The sequence below is a fragment of the Kitasatospora sp. NPDC022785 genome, assembly GCF_055561295.1.
Window position 1 is genome coordinate 341,661 of sequence record NZ_JBVHHB010000005.1, and the last position, 17,504, is coordinate 359,164.

Here is a 17,504-nt window from a genome sequence, read left to right on the forward strand (position 1 = left end):
GGCTGAGCACGCGAGGAGTGCCGCCATGCTTCCCGGCCCGACCCCTGGGACTTCTGTCGTGCCCGCCGGGGCCGGCGGGTTCGCGGTGGTGGACGTGGAGGCGACCGGCCGCAGCCCGTGGCGGCACCGGGTGGTCGAGGTCGCCGTGGTGTTGCTGGACGGGGCGCTGCGCCCCGAGGCCGAGTTCTGCACCTTGCTGGACCCGCTGGGCCCGGTCGGCCCGACCCATGTGCACCGGATAGCCCAGGCCGACGTCGAGGGCGCCCCCCGGTTCCGCGAGATCGCGCCGCGCCTGCTGGAGCTGCTGGCCGGCCGGGTGCTGGTCGGCCATCACGTGACCTGCGACCACGCCTTCCTGGATCGTGAGTTCGCCCGGATCGGCGTGCCGCTGCCGCCGGTCCCCCTGCTCTGCACGATGCGGCTGGCCCGCGCGCACCTGCCGCAGGCCCGCGGCTTCGGCCTGGCGGCCTGCGCGGAGGCGGCCGGCCTGGGCCGGTTCCCGGCGCACACCGCGCTGGGCGACGCCCGGGCCACCGCCGAACTGCTGCGGCACTGCGTGGGGGTGCCGTCCTGTCCGCTGGACGACTGGGCGGTGCCGTTGCGCGAGGCGGCCCGGGTGCCGTGGCCGCGGCTGGGCCAGGCGCGTTCCCGGCCGTCCGGCGAGCCCGTTCCGCTGCGCCGTCGCGACCTGCCGCCCGAGGCGTCGCCGGCGGGCCCGCCCGAGCCGCTTCGGGAGCCGCCGTACCCCGTCCGGACGCCGGGCGCACAGCCCCCGGCGGCGGCCCGGAAAGGGACCGGTGCTATGGGGTCCTCGGCGTGATGCGCATCACTGTGCGGGGACAAATCGGACACCATCTTTGTGCACACGTTCACAAACGCATAGCCTGGCTGCCAAAGCCCAGCTTCACCCACAGGAGCACCGTGGCAATCGGCCGATCACCACAGAGCAGTTCGCAGACGCCCGACCAGGGCGCCGCGCGCCGACCCTCGCGTGCCCGGGGAATCCCGGAGGCGACCGTCGCCCGTCTTCCCCTCTATCTGCGGGCCCTCACCGCGCTCTCCGAGCGCTCGGTGCCGACCGTCTCCTCCGAGGAGCTGGCCGCCGCCGCGGGCGTGAACTCCGCGAAGCTGCGCAAGGACTTCTCCTACCTCGGCTCGTACGGCACCCGCGGTGTCGGCTACGACGTCGAGTACCTCGTCTACCAGATCTCCCGCGAGCTGGGCCTGACCCAGGACTGGCCGGTCGTCATCGTCGGCATCGGGAACCTCGGCCACGCGCTCGCCAACTACGGCGGCTTCGCCTCCCGCGGATTCCGGGTGGCGGCCCTGCTGGACGCCGACCCGGCCGTGGTCGGCAGCAGCGCGGCCGGCCTGCCGGTGCGCCACATGGACGAACTGGAGTCCATCGTGGAGAGCCAGCACGTCTCGATCGGCGTCATCACCACCCCGCCCGGCGCCGCCCAGCAGGTCTGCGACCGCCTGGTCGAGGCCGGTGTCACCAGCATCCTCAACTTCGCCCCGACCGTGCTGACCGTCCCGGACGGCGTGGACGTGCGCAAGGTGGACCTCTCCATCGAGCTGCAGATCCTGGCCTTCCACGAGCAGCGCAAGGCCGGCGAGGAGCCCGACCGCACCGAGTCGGTGCTGGACCGCGCCCCCGGCCCGGTCCGCGCGGCCGCCGCCAAGCTGCGCCGTGCCGCCGGCGGCTCCGGCAAGACCCGTACGACCGCCGAGCCGGCGGCCAAGGACGCCGAGGCGGCGCCGAAGGCCGACAAGCCCGGCAAGGGCGGCGAGGGCGAGCTCTCCGCGGTGATGCCGGCATGAGCACCGAGATCCGTGGCACCAGGGGGCGGGCATGAGTCTTCTCGTCGTAGGGCTGAGTCATCGCACCGCCCCGGTCGGCGTGCTGGAGCGCGCCGCCCTGACCGGTGACGTCCCGACCAGGCTGCTGCACGACGCGGCGGCCACCGCGACCGTCGCCGAGGCCGCGCTGCTGAACACCTGCAACCGGATCGAGCTGTACGCGGACGTGGACAAGTTCCACGCCGGCGTCGCCGAGCTGTCGCTGCTGCTGGCCCACCACAGCGGGGTGGACCTGGAGGAGCTGACCTCCCACCTCTACGTCCACTACGAGGACCGCGCCGTCCACCACCTCTTCTCGGTGGCCTGCGGCCTGGACTCGATGGTGGTCGGCGAGGGCCAGATCCTCGGGCAGCTGCGCGACGCGCTGGCCAAGGCGCAGGACGAGCACACCGCCGGGCGCGGCCTGAACGAGCTGTTCCAGCAGGCCCTGCGGGTCGGCAAGCGGGCGCACAGTGAGACCGGCATCGACAAGGCCGGCCAGTCGCTGGTGACCTTCGGCCTGGAGCAGGTCGCGGCCGGCGCGGGCGAGATCGCCGGCAAGCGGGCCCTGGTGGTCGGCGCGGGCTCGATGAGCTCGCTGGCCGCCGCCACCCTCGTCCGCTCCGGCGTCACCGACCTGCTGATCGCCAACCGGACGCCCGAGCGCGCCGAGCGGCTGGTCGAGATCCTCGGCGCCGGTGCGGCCAGGACGGTCGAGCTGGCCAAGGTGCCCGAGGCGCTGGCCGACGTCGACCTGGTGATCTCCTGCACCGGCGCGGCCGGCGTGGTAATCAGGGCCGAGGACGTCGCCGCGGCGGTCGCCGCCCGCGGTGCCGCCACCCCGCTCGCCTTCCTCGACCTCGCCATGCCGCGCGACGTCGACCACGCCGTGCACGAGCTGCCCGGCGCGCTCCTGGTCGACCTGGAGAGCCTCTCGCACGCCCACGCCGCCACCCCCGGCGCCGGGGACGTGGACGCCGTCTCCGGCATCGTCGCCGACGAGGTGGCCGCCTTCGGCGCCGCCCAGCGGGCCGCCCGGATCGCCCCGACCGTGGTGGCGCTGCGGGCGATGGCCTCCGACGTGGTGGCCGCCGAGCTGGGCCGCCTGGACTCCCGGCTGCCCGGTCTGGACGAGCGCTCCCGCGCCGAGATCACCCAGACCGTCCGCCGGGTCGTCGACAAGCTGCTGCACGCGCCGACCGTGCGGGTGAAGCAGCTGGCCGCCGAGCCGGGCGGCGCGTCCTACGCGGACGCGCTGCGCGAGCTGTTCGACCTCGACCCGGCGGCCGTGCACGCGGTCTCGGGCACTCCGATCGGCACCCAGCAGCCTTCGGGCGGGGGCGCCAGATGAACCGTCAGCCATCCCACGAGTACCACCGGGACGATCACCTCATGAATGGTCAACCGCTCACCGACCAGGCCCCGGCCGCCACCGCACCACTGCGGCTCGGCACCCGGCGCAGCGCGCTCGCCATGGCCCAGTCGGGCATGGTCGCCCGCGAGGTGACCCGGCTCACCGGGCGCCCCGTCGAGCTGGTGGAGATCACCACCTACGGCGACACCTCCCGGGAGGCGCTGGCACAGATCGGCGGCACCGGCGTGTTCGTCTCCGCCCTGCGGGACGCCCTGCTGGAGGGCCGGATCGACTTCGCCGTGCACTCGCTGAAGGACCTGCCCACCGCCGAGCCCGCGGGCCTGGTGCTGGCCGCGGTGCCCGAGCGCGAGGACGTCCGCGACGCCCTGGTGGCGCGCGAGGGCCTGGCCCTGGACGAGCTGGTCGAGAAGCTGGCCGGCGCCGGGCACACCGCCCGGGTCGGCACCGGCTCGCCGCGCCGGATGGCCCAGCTGAACGCGTGGGCCCGCGCCCGCGGCGCCCAGCTGGAGACGGTCGCGATCCGCGGCAACGTGGACACCCGGATCGGATTCGTCACCTCCGGCGAGCTCGACGCGGTGGTGCTGGCCACGGCCGGTCTGAACCGGCTCGGCCGCGCCGCCGAGATCACCGGGCACCTCGACCCGGAGCTGATGATCCCGGCCCCCGGCCAGGGCGCACTCGCGATCGAGTGCACCACCGCCGACCCGGATCTGATCACCGCCCTCTCGGCCCTGGACCACCTGCCCACCCGGGTCGCGGTGGCCGCCGAGCGTGCCCTGCTGGCCACCCTGGAGGCCGGCTGCTCCGCACCGGTCGCCGCGCTGGCCACCTGGGGCCACCTGTACGAACTGCGGCTGGAGGGCGTGGTCGGCACCGTCGACGGCGCCACCCTGCTGAAGATGTCCGCCAACGGTCCGATCGTCCTCGACGAGACCGCCGAGCAGCAGGCGAGGGCCCTCGGCCACGCCCTTGCCGCCCGGCTGCTCGACGCGGGCGCGGCCGCCCTTATGGGGGAGCGAGCCCGATGAGCCCCACCACCGCCACCGACACCCCGTTCCCGGCCGACAGCCCGTTCGCGGGCGGGCCGGCCGCCGCCGGACGGTGCACATTCCTGGGCGCGGGCCCCGGGGACCCGGGCCTGCTGACCCTGCGCGCCGTCGAGGTGCTGGCCTCGGCCGACATCCTGGTCGCCGACCCGCTGACGGCCGCCGCCGTGCGCAGCCACTGTCCGGCCGGTGTGCAGGTGCACGCCCCCGCCGCCGAGGGCACCGACTTCGACCTGGCCCAGCTGGTCGCCGAGGCGGTCCGCTCCGGCAAGCACGTGGTCCGCACCGTCGACGGTGACCCGGGCCTGGACGGCTGCGCCGCCGAGGAGATGCTCAGCTGCGCGAGCGGCGGGATCCCGTTCGAGGTGATCCCGGGTGTCGCCCAGTCGGTCGGCGTGCCGGCCTACGCGGGCGTCCCGCTGCGCGGCACGGCCGGCACCGACGTCCGGTTCGTGGACGGCGCCGCGCTGCTCGCCGGCAGCCCGGTGGACCTGGGCGCGCCGGAGACCACCCTGGTCGTCCGCACCACCCTGGGCCAGCTGCCGGCCACCGCCAACGCGCTGGTCTCCAACGGCCGCAAGCCGGAGTCGGCGCTCAGCGCGACGCTCTCCGGCACCACCACCCGCCAGCGCACCTTCACCGCCACCCTGGCCACCATCGCGGGGGACCTGAAGGCGGCCCGGGTGCTGCCCTCGCCGGTCTCCGCCCCGGTGGACCCGGCGACCTCGGTGATAGCCGTGGTGGGCGAGCAGGTCGCCCACCGCGCCTCTCACTCGTGGTTCGAGACCAAGCCGCTGTTCGGCTGGAACGTGCTGGTGCCGCGGACCAAGGAGCAGGCCACCGGCCTCTCCGAGCAGCTCCGCTCGTACGGCGCGGTGCCGCAGGAGGTGCCGACCATCGCGGTCGAGCCGCCGCGCACCCCGCAGCAGATGGAGCGGGCGATCAAGGGCCTGGTCACCGGTCGCTACGAGTGGATCGCCTTCACCTCGGTGAACGCGGTGCGCGCCGTCCGCGAGAAGTTCGAGGAGTACGGCCTGGACGCCCGGGCGTTCGCCGGGATCAAGGTCGCGGCGGTCGGCGAGACCACCGCGCAGGCGCTGGTGGACTTCGGCGTGAAGCCCGACCTCGTACCGTCCGGCGAGCAGTCCGCGGCCGGGCTGCTGGAGGACTGGCCGCCGTACGACCCGGTGTTCGACCCGATCGACCGGGTGCTGCTGCCGCGTGCCGACATCGCCACCGAGACCCTGGTGGCCGGCCTGGTCGAGCTGGGCTGGGAGGTCGACGACGTGACGGCGTACCGGACGGTGCGCGCCTCGCCGCCGCCGGCCGAGACCCGCGAGGCGATCAAGGGCGGCGGCTTCGACGCGGTGCTCTTCACCTCGTCCTCGACCGTGCGCAACCTGGTCGGCATCGCCGGCAAGCCGCACAACGTGACGGTCATCGCCTGCATCGGCCCGGCCACCGCGAAGACCGCCGAGGAGCACGGCCTGCGGGTCGACGTGATGGCTCCGGCCCCGTCGGCGGCCGCACTGGCCCAGGCGCTGGCAGACTTCGGGGCCAAGCGCCGCGACGCCGCGACCGCGGCGGGCGAGCCGGTCTACCGGCCCAGCGAGCGCCGTCCGGGCTCGCGCCGCAAGGCCCGCTGAGAATCCTCCTGCCGGGGGCGGCAACCCCGTCGCCCCCGGCGCTGCACAACCGTTCGGAGAGAGAAGCCGTGTCCGCTGAATTCCCGTACGTTCGCCCCCGCCGGCTCCGCACGACCCCGGCGATGCGCCGGCTGGTCGCCGAGACCCGGCTGCACCCGGCGGAGCTGATCCTGCCGCTGTTCGTCCGCGAGGGCGTCAGCGCGCCGGTGCCGGTGACGTCGATGCCGGGCGTGGTCCAGCACACCCGCGACACCCTGCGCAAGGCCGTGGTCGAGGCCGCCGAGGCGGGCCTGGGCGGGGTCATGCTGTTCGGCGTGCCGGAGGTGCAGGACGCGGTCGGCACTGAGGGCACCAACCCGGACGGCATCCTCCAGCAGGCGATCCGGGACGTGGTCTCCGAGGTCGGCGACTCCCTGGTCGTGATGTCCGACCTCTGCCTGGACGAGTACACCGACCACGGTCACTGCGGCGTGCTGGCCGCCGACGGAAGCGTGGACAACGACGCGACGCTGGAGCGCTACGCCGAGATGGCCCGGGTGCAGGCCGACGCCGGTGTCCACCTGGTCGGCCCGTCCGGGATGATGGACGGCCAGATCGCGGTCGTCCGCAGGGCCCTGGACGAGGCCGGGCACCAGGACGTGGGCATCCTCGCCTACACCGCCAAGTACGCCTCGGCGTTCTTCGGCCCGTTCCGGGAGGCGGTCGGCTCCTCGCTGAAGGGCGACCGCAAGAGCTACCAGCAGGACCCGGCCAACGCCCGGGAGGCGCTGCGCGAGCTGGAGCAGGACCTCGCCGAGGGCGCCGACCTGGTGATGGTGAAGCCGGCCATGGCGTACCTGGACATCCTGCGGCAGGTGGCCGACGCCTCGCCGGTGCCGGTGGCGGCGTACCAGGTCTCCGGCGAGTACGCGATGGTCGAGGCCGCCGCGGCGAACGGCTGGATCGACCGCGAGCGGATGATCATGGAGACGCTGACCTCGATCCGCCGGGCCGGTGCCGAGCAGATCCTGACCTACTGGGCGGTCGAGGCCGCCGCGATGCTCAAGTAGTCCTGCCGGCAGTCCCGTACACGGACGAAGGCCGGGCCCCTCCCGCGGAGGAGGGGTCCGGCCTTCGTCGTCCGCCCGGACGTCAGCCGACGTGGGCGAAGCCCTCCACGCCGCCGAGCGCGTCGGTGGAGGTGGCGGCGCCCCAGCCGTGCGCACCGCTGTGGATGTTCGAGGTGTGGGCCAGGCCCCACCACTCGCCGGCGGCGAACACCGGGTGGGCCGAGGCGACGAACTCGCCACCGCCGGCCAGGCCGACGTGCGCGAACGCCGGGGTGGCGACACCCGCGAGCGCCAGCGCGCCGAAGGCGGTCAGCGCGGCCTTGCCCAGCTTGCTCTTCATGGATCTGCCCTCTCGTTCGGAGCGCTCGTTCGGAGCGCTCTGCCACTGATCACGTGAACACACGGTGCCGTCCGTCCCGGCGCCCCACGCGCCGGGCCGACGGCCTGTCACCCGGTCGGGCCGCGCCCGAACGAGGCGGTCCGGCCGGACAGTTGATCGCACCAAAGCCCGGAGGGCCCGGGGAGACGTCCCCGGGCCCTCCGTCCGCGCCATGCCCCTGGATCAGCCGATCAGGTGCGAGACACCCGCGTCGCCCGAGGACTGGGTGTTCTGGCCGACGTTGCAGATCTGCTTCGGGGTGCTGTTGAGAACCGGGACCTCGACCGGAACCGCGACACCGATGACGGCGACCGCGATGTTGTGCACCTCGGGCAGGCAGACGTTCGCGTTGTCCAGGGTGTGGAAGTTCGGCGAGCCGTTGCCGTGGGTGCCGGTCTGGTTGGTGCCGCCGTTGCCCTGGGCGGAAACGGCCGAGCCGTCCGAGTCGGCGATGGCGGAGGCCGAACCGGCGGACATCGCGATGGCGGCGGCGGCCAGGCCGGCGGCGGCGAGGGTCTTCTTGATCATTTCTGGTTTTCCTCTCGGGGGTTGAATCGGGGAGCGATTCGAAGGGTGGTTCAGGGGGGTGGTGCGGGGAGGCGGGGTCAGCCGATCAGGTGGGAGACGCCGGCGTCGCCCTTGCTCTGGGTGCCCTGGCCCTGGGTGCAGTACTGCTTGCCGCCGCTGTTGGCGATCGGGACCTCGACCGGGACGGCCACCCCGAGCACGCCGACGGCGATGTTGTGGATCTCGGGGAGGCAGACGTTCGCGTTGTCCAGGAAGTGGAAGTTCGGGCTGTTGTCACCGACGGTGCCGGTGAAGTTGGTGCCGCCGTTGCCCTGGAGGGACGCGGCGGAGCCGTCCGAGTCCGCGATGGCCGAGGCCGGCGCCGCGGCGGCGGCCAGTGCGGCGACGGCCAGGCCGGCGGCGGCGAAGGACTTCTGGATCATGGGGAGATCCCTCTCTGAAAAGCTTTTGGTTTCCGTGCGTACAACGCGTACAACGCTCAGACCCGGTCTGCGGTCACTGACATTCAGATCAAAGAATGACGGCACGGAAGGTTACGGGGATTTTTGAAAAGAGTCCGGGAGGCGCGGCGGCCGGGGCTTTCCGGTCGGATTATTAGGCCGAACCGGTTAACCGCCGCAATCCGGGCTCCGGGTGTCTCGTTGAGACAGATTGCTTTCCGGCTGCGCCCGCGCAGTCGTCTCCCCAGATCTCCAGTACGGACAGGCAGAACGGTGAAAAGCATGAAGTTCTCCAAGCGGGCCGGCGCGATGCTGCTGGCGGTCGGTGCGGGCATGCTCGCCTCCCAGGGAGCGGCGTCCGCCGCCGCGGTCAACCCCGACCAGGTCGGGGCCCTGGAGGACAGGCTGGGCACCCAGCAGGTCCCGGTGGACGTGCCCCTCGCCCCGCTGGACAGCCGGGTCTCCGGCGGCATCCCGACCTCCCTGGTGATGCCCGCCGTGCCCGGCCGCACCACCGGTAACGAGCTGCTCCCGGAGCGGATCGTGCCGGCGCTCGGAACCGGCAAGGTCGGCCCGACCGCCAAGGCCGAGCTGCCGCTGCCGCTGGTCGACCGGGGCGCCGACCTCGGTGAGCTGTTGCTGGAGGCCCCGGCCGCGCCGCTGCACGCCGACACCCCGGGGGTCGGCCTCGGCAGGCCGCTCGCGCTCGCCCAGGACGGCACCGGGCAGCTCGCCGACGGCGCGCTCAAGGTGGACGAGCTCGACCCGCGGCTGATCACCGGAGCGGTCCAGGCCGTCCCCGGCGCCAAGGCCACCCTCGGCAACGAGGACGAGCGGATCTCCGTCACCGACTCGGTGGCGGACCTGGCCGCGACCACCACCGCGACCACCACCGGTGTGGTGCAGCAGACCGGCGTGGCCGGCCTCGCCCAGCTCTGAGCGGTTCCACCCGCGCGGGAGCCCGGTACCCCCGTCCGTCCGGACCGGCCTGGACGGGGGTACCGGGCTCCCGCGTGTCCGCTCCCGGCACTTCCGCAGCCGGTGCGTCCGCTGCCGGGATCAGCCGGGCAGGGCGCCGAGCACCTGTCCGACGACCGGCAGGTCCCGCGGCCCGCCGCCGGCGCTCAGCGGGCCGGTCAGCGTGCCGGTGGAGACCGGCGCCAGACCGGAGTTGTCCGGCTGGACGGTGGCGCCGTTGTTCAGCACGTCGGCCGACGAGTTGGCCCACGGGTCCAGGCGGAGGTCCTTGACCGGCGCGATGCCGTAGCCGAGGCCGGCGGTCGTGCCGCCGAGCGCCTGGGTCAGGTCGGTCTTGGCCAGGCCGGCGCCGCCGGCGGCCGGTGCCGCGTGCGCCGCGCCGGCACCTGCGCCGAGCAGCATCGCGGCACCCAGGGCGGCGGCCAGGCCGGCCCCGCTCTTCTTCGAAACCATGCGAGTCACCCTTCGGGGGATCGGGTCCCCGGGCGGCTGGACCGCGCCCGGGCATGCCGAACTGCCCCCCGGCCGGCTGGTCGGAGGGCAGTTCGGCCGGAATGCGTGCCGATCGGGGATCAGCAGTCGTCCGAGTCGTGGTGCGGGTGCGCCTCCACGTTGGCGCAGCTGTTGCCGAACGCCGGGTTCAGGGCGCCGATCACGTCGACGGAGTTGCCGCACAGGTTGACCGGGATGTGCACCGGGACCTGGAGCTGGTTGCCGGAGAGCACGCCGGGCGAGCCGGCGGCGACGCCCTCGGCACCGGAGCTGGCGGAGGCGGCACCGGCCGCGCCCATCACCAGGCCGGCGGCGGCGGCGGAGAGGACGGCGGCCTTCTTCACGTTCTGCATGGGGGTTGATCTCCTCGATCACACACGGGTTGAGCGGGCCGCACCCCGCAGTCGGCGGGGTGCGGCACGGACTCGGTGAAGCAGCTGTCGCCGGTGCGGCGACCGCCGGTTCAGCCGATGTTGGCGCAGTGGTTGCCGAACGCCGGGTTCAGGATGCTGACGACACCGATGGAGTTGCCGCAGACGTTGACCGGGATGTGCACCGGGATCTGGATCTGGTTGCCGGAGAGCACACCGGGGGAGCCGGCGGCGACGCCCTCGGCACCGGAGCTGGCGAACGCACCGCCGGCCGCACCGACGACCAGGCCGGCGGCGGCGAGGGACAGGGCGGCGGCCTTCTTGAGGTTACGCATGGGGTTCTTCCTCCGTTTTCTGCCCGACCGTAAATGGAATTAGTCGGGAGCCGGGCGAAGGTGAATCATCGCCCGCTGGCTTCTGGAAATGCCGTGATTGTCACTCTGGCGGCCCAAGTGGCGCGTGTCGCCCGTGGCTTGGGCGATGGACGGCGGCCGCGTCACCGCACGTCGCGAATTGTTCCCGCACGGCCGGGACAATTCGCGCAGACGCGCGACCAGGAGCAATTCCGGACGGGCTCGGACCGGCGGCGGATCTCCCGGAGTCGATGAGCCGTCCGGCGGGGGTGGGCCGGGCGGCCGTTCGGGACTGGGTCAGGCGTTGGCGCAGCTGTTGCCGAACGCCGGGTCGAGCAGGCCGACCAGCTTGACCGAGTTGCCGCACGCGTTCACCGGGACGTGCAACGGGATCTCGATCCCGTTGCCCGAGGCCACTCCGGGCGAGCCGGCCGCGACACCCTCGGCGGACGCGCCGTGGATGTGGTGGGCGGAGGCGACGCCGGCGCCGGCGGCCAGCATGGCGGCGGTGGCCGCCGTGCCGACGACGCCGTGGGCGAGCTTGCGCATCTGCGGTACTCGATTCGTCTAGAGGGCCTGGGTAGAGCGTGTTCCGCCAGGGAGAACGAGGAAGCGCCCGGGGGGAAACGGTCGGGCCGGGTGATCACCCGAATGCCTGGCGCCCGGCCGGTTAGGCCACTTGGGTGACAAAGGGTGTGCCGTCGCAACCGGGTCGGGCGGGTGTCGTTCTAGATGTCGCACTCCCCGTGCATCTCTGTCGATTAGTCAGGAGGCTCCTATGAGCATCAAGAAGACGGCCGCCGTCGGTGCCGCCGTGGTAGGCATCGTGGCGGCCGGTGCCGGCACCGCGATGGCCAGCTCGGGCGCCGAGGGTGTCGCCGCGGGTTCCCCCGGCGTCATCTCCGGCAACCAGGTCCAGGTGCCGGTCCACATCCCGGTCAACCTCTGCGGCAACACCATCAACGTGATCGGTCTGCTGAACCCCGCGTTCGGCAACCACTGCGTCAACGCGGGCTGACCTGCGCCCGGTTCGGCCGGCGCGAGCCGCCGTTCCGCGCTTCCCTCCTGGGGCGCGGGGCGGCGGCTCTCCGCATGTCGGGCGCCGCGCGGGTGCTGTGCGGGTGTCGCGCGGGCGCTGCACGGATGCTGCGCGGGCCGGGCGCGCCGTGCGGGCTTGGCGAGGGCTGCGCGATGAGTCGTCCGCGTGTCAACTCCCGGTGCTGCCACAAGCCTTGTTGCGTTACTTGTCAGTACTTAGAATATGAGACCTGCTCACCTTTCTTTGCTCCGAGCCGTCCGGCGCCCCCGGTCGGGCGGTCCCCCACCCCGCAAGGAGTCACGTGTGATCAGGTCAAGATTGTCAGGTGTGCGGCGGTTCCGGTCGGTCGCGCGCCGCTCCCCGTACGGCGCGCTGCTGGCGACGGGCGCCCTCGTCGCCACCCTCGGCCTGGCCGGTGCCCCCGCCGCCCTCGCCGACTCCGGACCGGCCGCCGCGGCCGCCGGCACCACCCGCCCGGCCGCGATCGTCGCCCTCGGGGACAGCGCCATCTCCGGGGAGGGGGCGGGCACCGACACCGGCGACGGCTACTTCCCCGAGACCGACAGCCCCACCAACTACTGCCACCGCCACCCCAAGTCGGAGATCTTCGTCACCGGCATCCCCGATGTCACCCCGGTCGACCTCGCCTGTTCCGGCGCCCAGACCGGCGACCTGGTCAGCGACCCCGAGCTGGCCAAGATCACCGGCGGCGGCAGCGGAGACTTCGGCGAGCGCAAGCAGGACGTCCAACTCGCCGAGGTGGCGGGCAAGTACGACGTCAAGATGGTCGTCGTCACGATCGGCGCCAACGACGACTTCGACTTCAGCGGGATCATGATGCACTGCCTGGCGCAATACTTCCCCGTCCCCAAGGACCAGGGCTGCCGCGACACCATCGGCAGCGACGAGATCGCCCAGCGGGCCAAGAAGGTCCAGCCCAAGGTGGTCGCCGCGCTCCAGGACATCCGCCGGACCATGCGGAAGGCCGGCTACGCCGACAACGCCTACCAGCTGGTCTACCAGTCGTACTTCAACCCGATCACCCCGGACATCCGCCGCAACGACTACCTCGGCAAGGTCGCCGACGGCTGCCCGGCCTTCCCCGAGGACCTCGCCTGGGGCCACAACTGGGTGGTGCCGGTCTTCAGCGACACCCTGCGCGCCGCGGCCGAACAGGTACCCGGCGTCCGGTACCTGGACCAGCGGCGGGTCGCCTTCGGCCACGAGGTCTGCGCCGAGTGGACCAGCTCCCCGTACGAGTACAGCAACGGGGACGTCATCAACCTCTCGGAATGGGTGCGCAACGGCTGCGACTCGCAGATCGGCATCCCCGGCCTCTGCATGAACATGGTCCGCCAGTCGTACCACCTGCGGGTGGCCGGCTACCGCGGCGAAGGCGTCTGCCTGGCCCAGTTCTACGCCGCGCCCGACCAGCAGCAGGCCTACTGCACCCTCAACCAGCAGAACATCACGTCCATCCAGCCGCTCACCCCCGGCAAGCCGTTCGCCGACGTGCCCGAGGACGGTGCCTGGTACCAGCTCACCAACTCCGCCAACGGCAAGGCGCTCGACCTCTCCGGCGGCGGCACCTACGGCGACTCCGCCAACGGCCGCCCCGCCATCACCTACAACGCCACGGGCGGGCTCAACCAGTCCTTCGTCCTGGAGATCAAGCAGGGCGGCAGCTACGAGCTCGACTTCAGCGGCAACCGGAACATGTGCCTGGACGCCGACGCCGGCTCCACCGCCCCCGGCACCCGGCTCCAGCAGTGGGGCTGCAACGGCGGCGGGAACCAGCACTGGGTCTTCGAGCCGGCCGGCAACGGCCTCTACAAGCTGGCCGACTCCCAGGACCGGTCCAAGGTCGCCACCGCGAGCGGAGACCTCGACGCCAGGGGCAACCAGCTCGTCGAGCTCGCCGCCGACACCGGCGCCGCCAACCAGCTCTGGCAGCTCACCAAGCTCGGCATCGTCTACCTGCACGGCTGACGGCCCGGCCTGCCACCGGTCACAGCTGCGCCGCCGCCCCCAACCGGGCGGCGGCGGAGCCCGTCAACGGGTACGCCCGCTCCACCGGCAGCAGCGCGGCGTCCCTGGTGCGCCGGACCTCGCCGGCCAGCTCCGTGACGTCGGTGACCGAGCCGATCCACTCGTCCGCGGTGACCGAGCCGATCCACTCGTCTGCATACCGCCGCACCGCCTCGCCGCGCAGCGTGCGGCGGGAAGGGGGGCGCGGGCGTGCGGACGGGCTCTGCTCCTTCCGGGAGACCTGCACGGAAGGTTGACGCGGGCGCGCGAACCCCCGTGCCGTAGGCTCGCTCGGCGGCTGAGCGACCGACGGCCGCGCCGACCACGAGCGGGGGAGGGAGTCCCGAGCTGATGAGCACCGCAGCGAGTACCTCGAGTACGGAGCCGGCGAGCGCGGAGCCGTCCGGTGCCGGCGACCGGCGCGACGGTGCCGAGGGCCACGGCCGGTTCCCCGCCGCGGTGGACCGCTTCGCGCCCGCGATCGGCGCGTACGCGGTGGTGAAGGCGATCGGTCTGGGCGTCTTCATGCTGCTGCTCTCGCACACCGGGGACTTCCTCAAGAAGGAGGTCGGCCGCGGCGGCGGTGCCCAGCCCTGGGACGTACTCGGCACTTGGGACGGCATCTGGTACCAGCGGATCGCCGAGAACGGCTACAACCCGCAGCTCGTCCCGGTGCACGGCTTCGGCACGCTGGCCACGTACCACGAGAACTCGGCTGCGTTCTTCCCGCTCTACCCGTGGCTGATGCGGCTGGTCGGCGCGGTGACCGGCCTCGGCCCGTACGGCTCCGGGATCGCCGTCTCGGTGGTCGCCTCGTTCGTCGCGGCGGCCGGGATCTTCGCGATCGCCGAGCGGCTGGGCGGCTTCCGGGCGGGCGTGACCGCCGCGGTGATCTGGGGTCTCTTCCCGGGCTCGGGGGTGGAGTGGGCGGTCTACTCGGACTCGCTCTTCGTCGCGATCTCCGCCTGGGCCTGCTACTGCGTGATGACGCGCCGCTGGGTGACCGCCGGCCTGCTGGCCCTCGCGGCCGGTCTCAACCGGCCCACCGCGGCCGCGCTGATCGCGGCCGTCTCGATCGCGGCGCTGGTGGCACTCATCCGGCGCGGGGACGGAATCGCGCGCCCCCTGACCGCGATGCTGATCACCCCCTGGGGCCTGCTCTGGTACGTCGCCTGGGTCGGCTACCGGATGGGCGACTGGGGCGGCTACTTCAAGCTCCAGCGCGGTGCCTGGAACCGCTACTTCGACTGGGGAGCCTCCACCTCCCGCACCTTCCTGGACGTGATCACCGGGCACTGGACCTTCTGGCAGTCCAACCCGGTGCCGGACCTCATCGCGGTCGGCCTGGTGATCGCCCTGCCCGGCCTGCTGGTGCTGCTGCTGCGCGTCCGGCCGCCGTTGGTGCTGGTGGTCTACACGCTGCTGACCGTCTTCACCGCGCTGAGCAGCAACCAGATCTTCAGCAACATCTCGCGCTACCTGCTGCCCGCCTTCCCGCTCGTCATCGGCCTGGCGATCGCGCTGCGCCGGGTGCGGCTGCCCGCCCTGATCGGCCTCTTCGCGGTGCCGTCGCTGGCGGCCGGCTGGTACGCGGGGTACGCGCTGTTCGAGCTGGGCATTCCGTAGCCCGGGCATCTCGTCACCCGGGCGCTCCGTAGCCCCGGGCGGCCACACAGCGCCGGGCAATGCGTGCGGCGGTGCGTTCTGCCGATCGGCGCGTTCCGGGAGGCCGGTGCGTTCCGGGAGGCCGGTGCGTGCTGCCGGGGCGCGGCGTATTTGGTTGCTCACGGGATCATCTGCCGGGAGACGGCCTTGCTACGCTCGGACGTATGACGACGAGCCCGCCCGTGCGCCAGATCCGCGACCTCTCCGGCCTTCTGGACCACGCCAGCCACGTGCTGGCGACCAGGATGGCGGCCGCCTTCACCGAGCTCGGGATCACCCCGCGCGCGTACTGCGTGCTCTTCCACGCGATGGAGGCTGAGCGCACCCAGATCCAGCTGGCCGAGCTGGCCGACCTGGACAAGACCACCATGGTCGTCACCGTCGACGAGCTGGAGAAGGCCGGCCTCGCCGAGCGCCGGCCGTCCGCCACCGACCGCCGGGCCCGGATCATCTCGGTGACCGAGGCGGGCGAGCGGGCCGTCGAGCAGGGCACCGCGATCGCCGACCGGGTCCACCGCGAGGTGCTGGAGTCGCTGCCGGACCCGGAGCGAACGGCCTTCGTCTCGGCGCTGTCGCGGCTGGTGGGCGGACATCTGGCCGAGCCGGTGGAGAGCGACCGGACGGTCCGGCGGGCCCGCCGCGCCAGGGGCTGAGTGGGTAGATGACGAGACCTTCCCGAGAAAGATAGTCCCGAACAAAACAATCTGTTAGTGTCATTCCCGGTACTCGACGAACCGGGAGACCCACCATGACCACGCACGCCCCGACCGCGCCCGCCCCGCGCACGGCCACCCCGCGCAAGGCCGCGCCGACCGCGCCCGCCCCGGGCCCGGCGGTCCCCGCCCGCTCCCGAGCGCTCGCCCTCGCGGTGCTCTGCGCGGGGATGCTGATGATCGTCCTGGACGGCTCCATCGTCACCGTGGCCCTGCCGGCCATCCAGGCCGACCTCGGCTTCACGCCCGCCGGCCTGACCTGGACGGTCAACGCCTATCTGATCGCCTTCGCCGGCCTGCTCCTGCTGGCCGGCCGGCTCGGCGACCTGATCGGCCGCAAGAAGGTCTTCGTCGCCGGGCTCGCGCTCTTCACCGCCGCCTCGCTGCTCTGCGCCGTCGCCACCGGCCAGGGCGTGCTGATCGCCGCCCGGTTCCTCCAGGGCGTAGGCGGTGCGATGGCCTCCGCGGTCAGCCTCGGCATGATCGTCACGCTCTTCCCCGAGCCCGGCGAGCGCGGCCGTGCGATCGGCGCCTTCAGCTTCGTCGGCGCGACCGGCGCCTCGATCGGCCAGGTCCTCGGCGGCGTCCTCACCGAGGCCCTCAACTGGCACTGGATCTTCCTGATCAACCTGCCGCTCGGCCTCACCGCCGCCCTGCTCGCCGTCCGGGTGCTCGACTCCGACCGCGGCCCCGGACTGCGGGCCGGCGCCGACGCCCTGGGGGCCGCCCTGGTCACCGCCGCCCTCATGCTCGGCATCTACACCGTCGTCGGCACCGGCGAGCACGGTTGGACCTCCTCCCGCACGCTCGGCCTCGGCGGGCTCTCCGTCGCCCTGCTGGCCGCCTTCCTGCTGCGCCAGGCCCGTGCCGCCCACCCGCTGCTGCCGCTGCGGATGTTCCGCTCCCGCAACGTCGCCGGCGCCAACGTCGTGCAGATCCTGACCATCTCCGGGATGTTCGGCTTCCAGATCCTCGCCGCCCTCTACCTGCAGAACGTGCTCGGCTACGGCGCCGCCGCCACCGGCCTGGCGATGCTCCCGGCGGCCGTCGCCATCGGCGCCGTCTCGCTGCTGCTCTCCGCCCGGCTGAACGCCCGCTTCGGCGAGCGCAACGTCCTGCTCGCCGGGCTGGCGCTGCTGGTCGCCGCACTCGGGCTGCTCACCCGGCTGCCGGCCGACGCCGACTACGTCGTCCACCTGCTGCCGACCATGCTGCTGATCGGTGGCGGCGGGCTGGTGCTCTCCGGCCTCACCGCGCTGGGCATGTCCGGCGCGAGCACGGCCGACGCGGGCACCGCCTCCGGCCTCTTCAACACCACCCAGCAGGTCGGCGCCGCCCTCGGCGTGGCCGTCCTCACGACCCTGGCCACCTCCCGCAGCGCCGCCCTGACCGCGGCCGGCCACTCCGCCGCGGATGCCCTCACCGGCGGCTTCCGGCTCGCCTTCGCGGTCGCGGCCGGCCTGCTCACGGCCGCCCTGGTGCTCACTGCGGTCGTCCTGCGGCCCGCCCGCCCGGACGCCGACCGGCCGGCCGTGCCGATGCTCTGAAGCACGGATCCTC

The 17,504-nt window shown here is 73.2% G+C and carries 20 protein-coding genes; 12 read left to right on the forward strand and 8 right to left on the reverse strand.

Annotated features, from left to right (window positions below; translation table 11 throughout):
* Positions 1 to 25 precede the first annotated feature (25 nt).
* The 6 genes from ACZ3YO_RS11670 (at position 26) to hemB (ending at position 6,958) form a co-directional block, all read left to right on the forward strand.
* Positions 26 to 820: a 3'-5' exonuclease gene (locus ACZ3YO_RS11670; RefSeq protein WP_465567978.1), complete on the forward strand. Its 795-nt coding sequence runs from the start codon at positions 26 to 28 to the stop codon at positions 818 to 820.
* Positions 821 to 921: 101 nt separating this feature from the next.
* Entirely contained in the window at positions 922 to 1,824 is a 903-nt protein-coding gene (locus ACZ3YO_RS11675; RefSeq protein ID WP_405360232.1) for a redox-sensing transcriptional repressor Rex, read from the forward strand.
* Between the two features lie 31 nt (positions 1,825 to 1,855).
* A complete protein-coding gene (locus tag ACZ3YO_RS11680; protein ID WP_465548448.1) occupies positions 1,856 to 3,193 on the forward strand; it encodes a glutamyl-tRNA reductase in 1,338 nt (445 codons plus the stop codon).
* Positions 3,194 to 3,234: 41 nt separating this feature from the next.
* Positions 3,235 to 4,245, forward strand: coding sequence for a hydroxymethylbilane synthase (hemC, locus tag ACZ3YO_RS11685; protein WP_465567982.1), 1,011 nt, complete (start codon positions 3,235 to 3,237; stop codon positions 4,243 to 4,245).
* On the forward strand, positions 4,242 to 5,909 hold the full coding sequence (locus tag ACZ3YO_RS11690; RefSeq protein ID WP_465567985.1) for a bifunctional uroporphyrinogen-III C-methyltransferase/uroporphyrinogen-III synthase: 1,668 nt from the start codon (positions 4,242 to 4,244) through the stop codon (positions 5,907 to 5,909). The genes hemC and ACZ3YO_RS11690 overlap by 4 nt, the downstream gene beginning before the upstream one ends.
* Before the next feature lie 68 nt (positions 5,910 to 5,977).
* A complete protein-coding gene (gene hemB / locus ACZ3YO_RS11695) occupies positions 5,978 to 6,958 on the forward strand; it encodes a porphobilinogen synthase (protein WP_465567987.1) in 981 nt (326 codons plus the stop codon).
* 82 nt (positions 6,959 to 7,040) lie between these two features.
* Here the strand turns inward: hemB and ACZ3YO_RS11700 are convergent, their stop codons facing one another.
* From ACZ3YO_RS11700 to ACZ3YO_RS11710, 3 genes are all read right to left on the reverse strand, one after another.
* Complete coding sequence (locus tag ACZ3YO_RS11700; RefSeq protein ID WP_465567990.1) at positions 7,041 to 7,298, reverse strand: hypothetical protein; 258 nt, start codon at positions 7,296 to 7,298, stop codon at positions 7,041 to 7,043.
* A gap of 222 nt (positions 7,299 to 7,520) precedes the next feature.
* Entirely contained in the window at positions 7,521 to 7,865 is a 345-nt protein-coding gene (locus ACZ3YO_RS11705; RefSeq protein WP_360182585.1) for a rodlet layer protein, read from the reverse strand.
* 77 nt (positions 7,866 to 7,942) lie between these two features.
* Positions 7,943 to 8,287, reverse strand: a complete 345-nt coding sequence (locus ACZ3YO_RS11710; RefSeq protein ID WP_238863694.1) for a rodlet layer protein — start codon at positions 8,285 to 8,287, stop codon at positions 7,943 to 7,945.
* A 300-nt stretch (positions 8,288 to 8,587) separates the two neighbouring features.
* Between ACZ3YO_RS11710 and ACZ3YO_RS11715 the strand changes: the two genes are divergently transcribed.
* The gene (locus ACZ3YO_RS11715) at positions 8,588 to 9,244 is read left to right on the forward strand and encodes a hypothetical protein (RefSeq protein WP_465567994.1); all 657 of its coding nucleotides are present in this window, start codon (positions 8,588 to 8,590) and stop codon (positions 9,242 to 9,244) included.
* Positions 9,245 to 9,364: 120 nt separating this feature from the next.
* Here ACZ3YO_RS11715 and ACZ3YO_RS11720 read toward each other — a convergent pair whose 3' ends face one another.
* The 4 genes from ACZ3YO_RS11720 to ACZ3YO_RS11735 all read right to left on the reverse strand — a co-directional run bounded on the left by ACZ3YO_RS11720 (position 9,365) and on the right by ACZ3YO_RS11735 (position 11,048).
* Positions 9,365 to 9,736: a hypothetical protein gene (locus ACZ3YO_RS11720; RefSeq protein WP_465567996.1), complete on the reverse strand. Its 372-nt coding sequence runs from the start codon at positions 9,734 to 9,736 to the stop codon at positions 9,365 to 9,367.
* A 119-nt stretch (positions 9,737 to 9,855) separates the two neighbouring features.
* The gene (locus tag ACZ3YO_RS11725) at positions 9,856 to 10,128 is read right to left on the reverse strand and encodes a chaplin (RefSeq protein WP_465567999.1); all 273 of its coding nucleotides are present in this window, start codon (positions 10,126 to 10,128) and stop codon (positions 9,856 to 9,858) included.
* 110 nt (positions 10,129 to 10,238) lie between these two features.
* On the reverse strand, positions 10,239 to 10,481 hold the full coding sequence (locus tag ACZ3YO_RS11730) for a chaplin (RefSeq protein ID WP_465568002.1): 243 nt from the start codon (positions 10,479 to 10,481) through the stop codon (positions 10,239 to 10,241).
* Positions 10,482 to 10,796: 315 nt separating this feature from the next.
* A complete protein-coding gene (locus tag ACZ3YO_RS11735; protein ID WP_465568004.1) occupies positions 10,797 to 11,048 on the reverse strand; it encodes a chaplin in 252 nt (83 codons plus the stop codon).
* 229 nt (positions 11,049 to 11,277) lie between these two features.
* Here ACZ3YO_RS11735 and ACZ3YO_RS11740 point away from each other — a divergent pair, with 229 nt between their 5' ends.
* The gene (locus ACZ3YO_RS11740; protein WP_465568007.1) at positions 11,278 to 11,517 is read left to right on the forward strand and encodes a chaplin; all 240 of its coding nucleotides are present in this window, start codon (positions 11,278 to 11,280) and stop codon (positions 11,515 to 11,517) included.
* A gap of 324 nt (positions 11,518 to 11,841) precedes the next feature.
* Positions 11,842 to 13,527, forward strand: coding sequence for an RICIN domain-containing protein (locus tag ACZ3YO_RS11745; RefSeq protein WP_465568010.1), 1,686 nt, complete (start codon positions 11,842 to 11,844; stop codon positions 13,525 to 13,527).
* A 19-nt stretch (positions 13,528 to 13,546) separates the two neighbouring features.
* Here the strand turns inward: ACZ3YO_RS11745 and ACZ3YO_RS11750 are convergent, their stop codons facing one another.
* Positions 13,547 to 13,813, reverse strand: coding sequence for a hypothetical protein (locus ACZ3YO_RS11750; RefSeq protein ID WP_465568013.1), 267 nt, complete (start codon positions 13,811 to 13,813; stop codon positions 13,547 to 13,549).
* Positions 13,814 to 13,917: 104 nt separating this feature from the next.
* Between ACZ3YO_RS11750 and ACZ3YO_RS11755 the strand changes: the two genes are divergently transcribed.
* The 3 genes from ACZ3YO_RS11755 (at position 13,918) to ACZ3YO_RS11765 (ending at position 17,491) form a co-directional block, all read left to right on the forward strand.
* Positions 13,918 to 15,192, forward strand: coding sequence for a hypothetical protein (locus ACZ3YO_RS11755; protein WP_465568015.1), 1,275 nt, complete (start codon positions 13,918 to 13,920; stop codon positions 15,190 to 15,192).
* Between the two features lie 203 nt (positions 15,193 to 15,395).
* Positions 15,396 to 15,884: a MarR family winged helix-turn-helix transcriptional regulator gene (locus tag ACZ3YO_RS11760; RefSeq protein ID WP_465555255.1), complete on the forward strand. Its 489-nt coding sequence runs from the start codon at positions 15,396 to 15,398 to the stop codon at positions 15,882 to 15,884.
* 95 nt (positions 15,885 to 15,979) lie between these two features.
* The gene (locus tag ACZ3YO_RS11765; RefSeq protein WP_465568018.1) at positions 15,980 to 17,491 is read left to right on the forward strand and encodes a DHA2 family efflux MFS transporter permease subunit; all 1,512 of its coding nucleotides are present in this window, start codon (positions 15,980 to 15,982) and stop codon (positions 17,489 to 17,491) included.
* Positions 17,492 to 17,504 lie beyond the last annotated feature (13 nt).

Coding starts and splice junctions, on each gene's coding strand:
- ACZ3YO_RS11670 (WP_465567978.1), top strand. CDS start 26: ATGCTTCCCGGCCCGACCCCTGGGACTTCTGTCGTGCCCGCCGGGGCC.
- ACZ3YO_RS11680 (WP_465548448.1), top strand. CDS start 1,856: ATGAGTCTTCTCGTCGTAGGGCTGAGTCATCGCACCGCCCCGGTCGGC.
- hemC (WP_465567982.1), top strand. CDS start 3,235: ATGAATGGTCAACCGCTCACCGACCAGGCCCCGGCCGCCACCGCACCA.
- ACZ3YO_RS11690 (WP_465567985.1), top strand. CDS start 4,242: ATGAGCCCCACCACCGCCACCGACACCCCGTTCCCGGCCGACAGCCCG.
- ACZ3YO_RS11700 (WP_465567990.1), bottom strand. CDS start 7,298: ATGAAGAGCAAGCTGGGCAAGGCCGCGCTGACCGCCTTCGGCGCGCTG.
- ACZ3YO_RS11705 (WP_360182585.1), bottom strand. CDS start 7,865: ATGATCAAGAAGACCCTCGCCGCCGCCGGCCTGGCCGCCGCCGCCATC.
- ACZ3YO_RS11710 (WP_238863694.1), bottom strand. CDS start 8,287: ATGATCCAGAAGTCCTTCGCCGCCGCCGGCCTGGCCGTCGCCGCACTG.
- ACZ3YO_RS11715 (WP_465567994.1), top strand. CDS start 8,588: ATGAAGTTCTCCAAGCGGGCCGGCGCGATGCTGCTGGCGGTCGGTGCG.
- ACZ3YO_RS11720 (WP_465567996.1), bottom strand. CDS start 9,736: ATGGTTTCGAAGAAGAGCGGGGCCGGCCTGGCCGCCGCCCTGGGTGCC.
- ACZ3YO_RS11725 (WP_465567999.1), bottom strand. CDS start 10,128: ATGCAGAACGTGAAGAAGGCCGCCGTCCTCTCCGCCGCCGCCGCCGGC.
- ACZ3YO_RS11730 (WP_465568002.1), bottom strand. CDS start 10,481: ATGCGTAACCTCAAGAAGGCCGCCGCCCTGTCCCTCGCCGCCGCCGGC.
- ACZ3YO_RS11735 (WP_465568004.1), bottom strand. CDS start 11,048: ATGCGCAAGCTCGCCCACGGCGTCGTCGGCACGGCGGCCACCGCCGCC.
- ACZ3YO_RS11740 (WP_465568007.1), top strand. CDS start 11,278: ATGAGCATCAAGAAGACGGCCGCCGTCGGTGCCGCCGTGGTAGGCATC.
- ACZ3YO_RS11755 (WP_465568015.1), top strand. CDS start 13,918: ATGAGCACCGCAGCGAGTACCTCGAGTACGGAGCCGGCGAGCGCGGAG.
- ACZ3YO_RS11760 (WP_465555255.1), top strand. CDS start 15,396: ATGACGACGAGCCCGCCCGTGCGCCAGATCCGCGACCTCTCCGGCCTT.
- ACZ3YO_RS11765 (WP_465568018.1), top strand. CDS start 15,980: ATGACCACGCACGCCCCGACCGCGCCCGCCCCGCGCACGGCCACCCCG.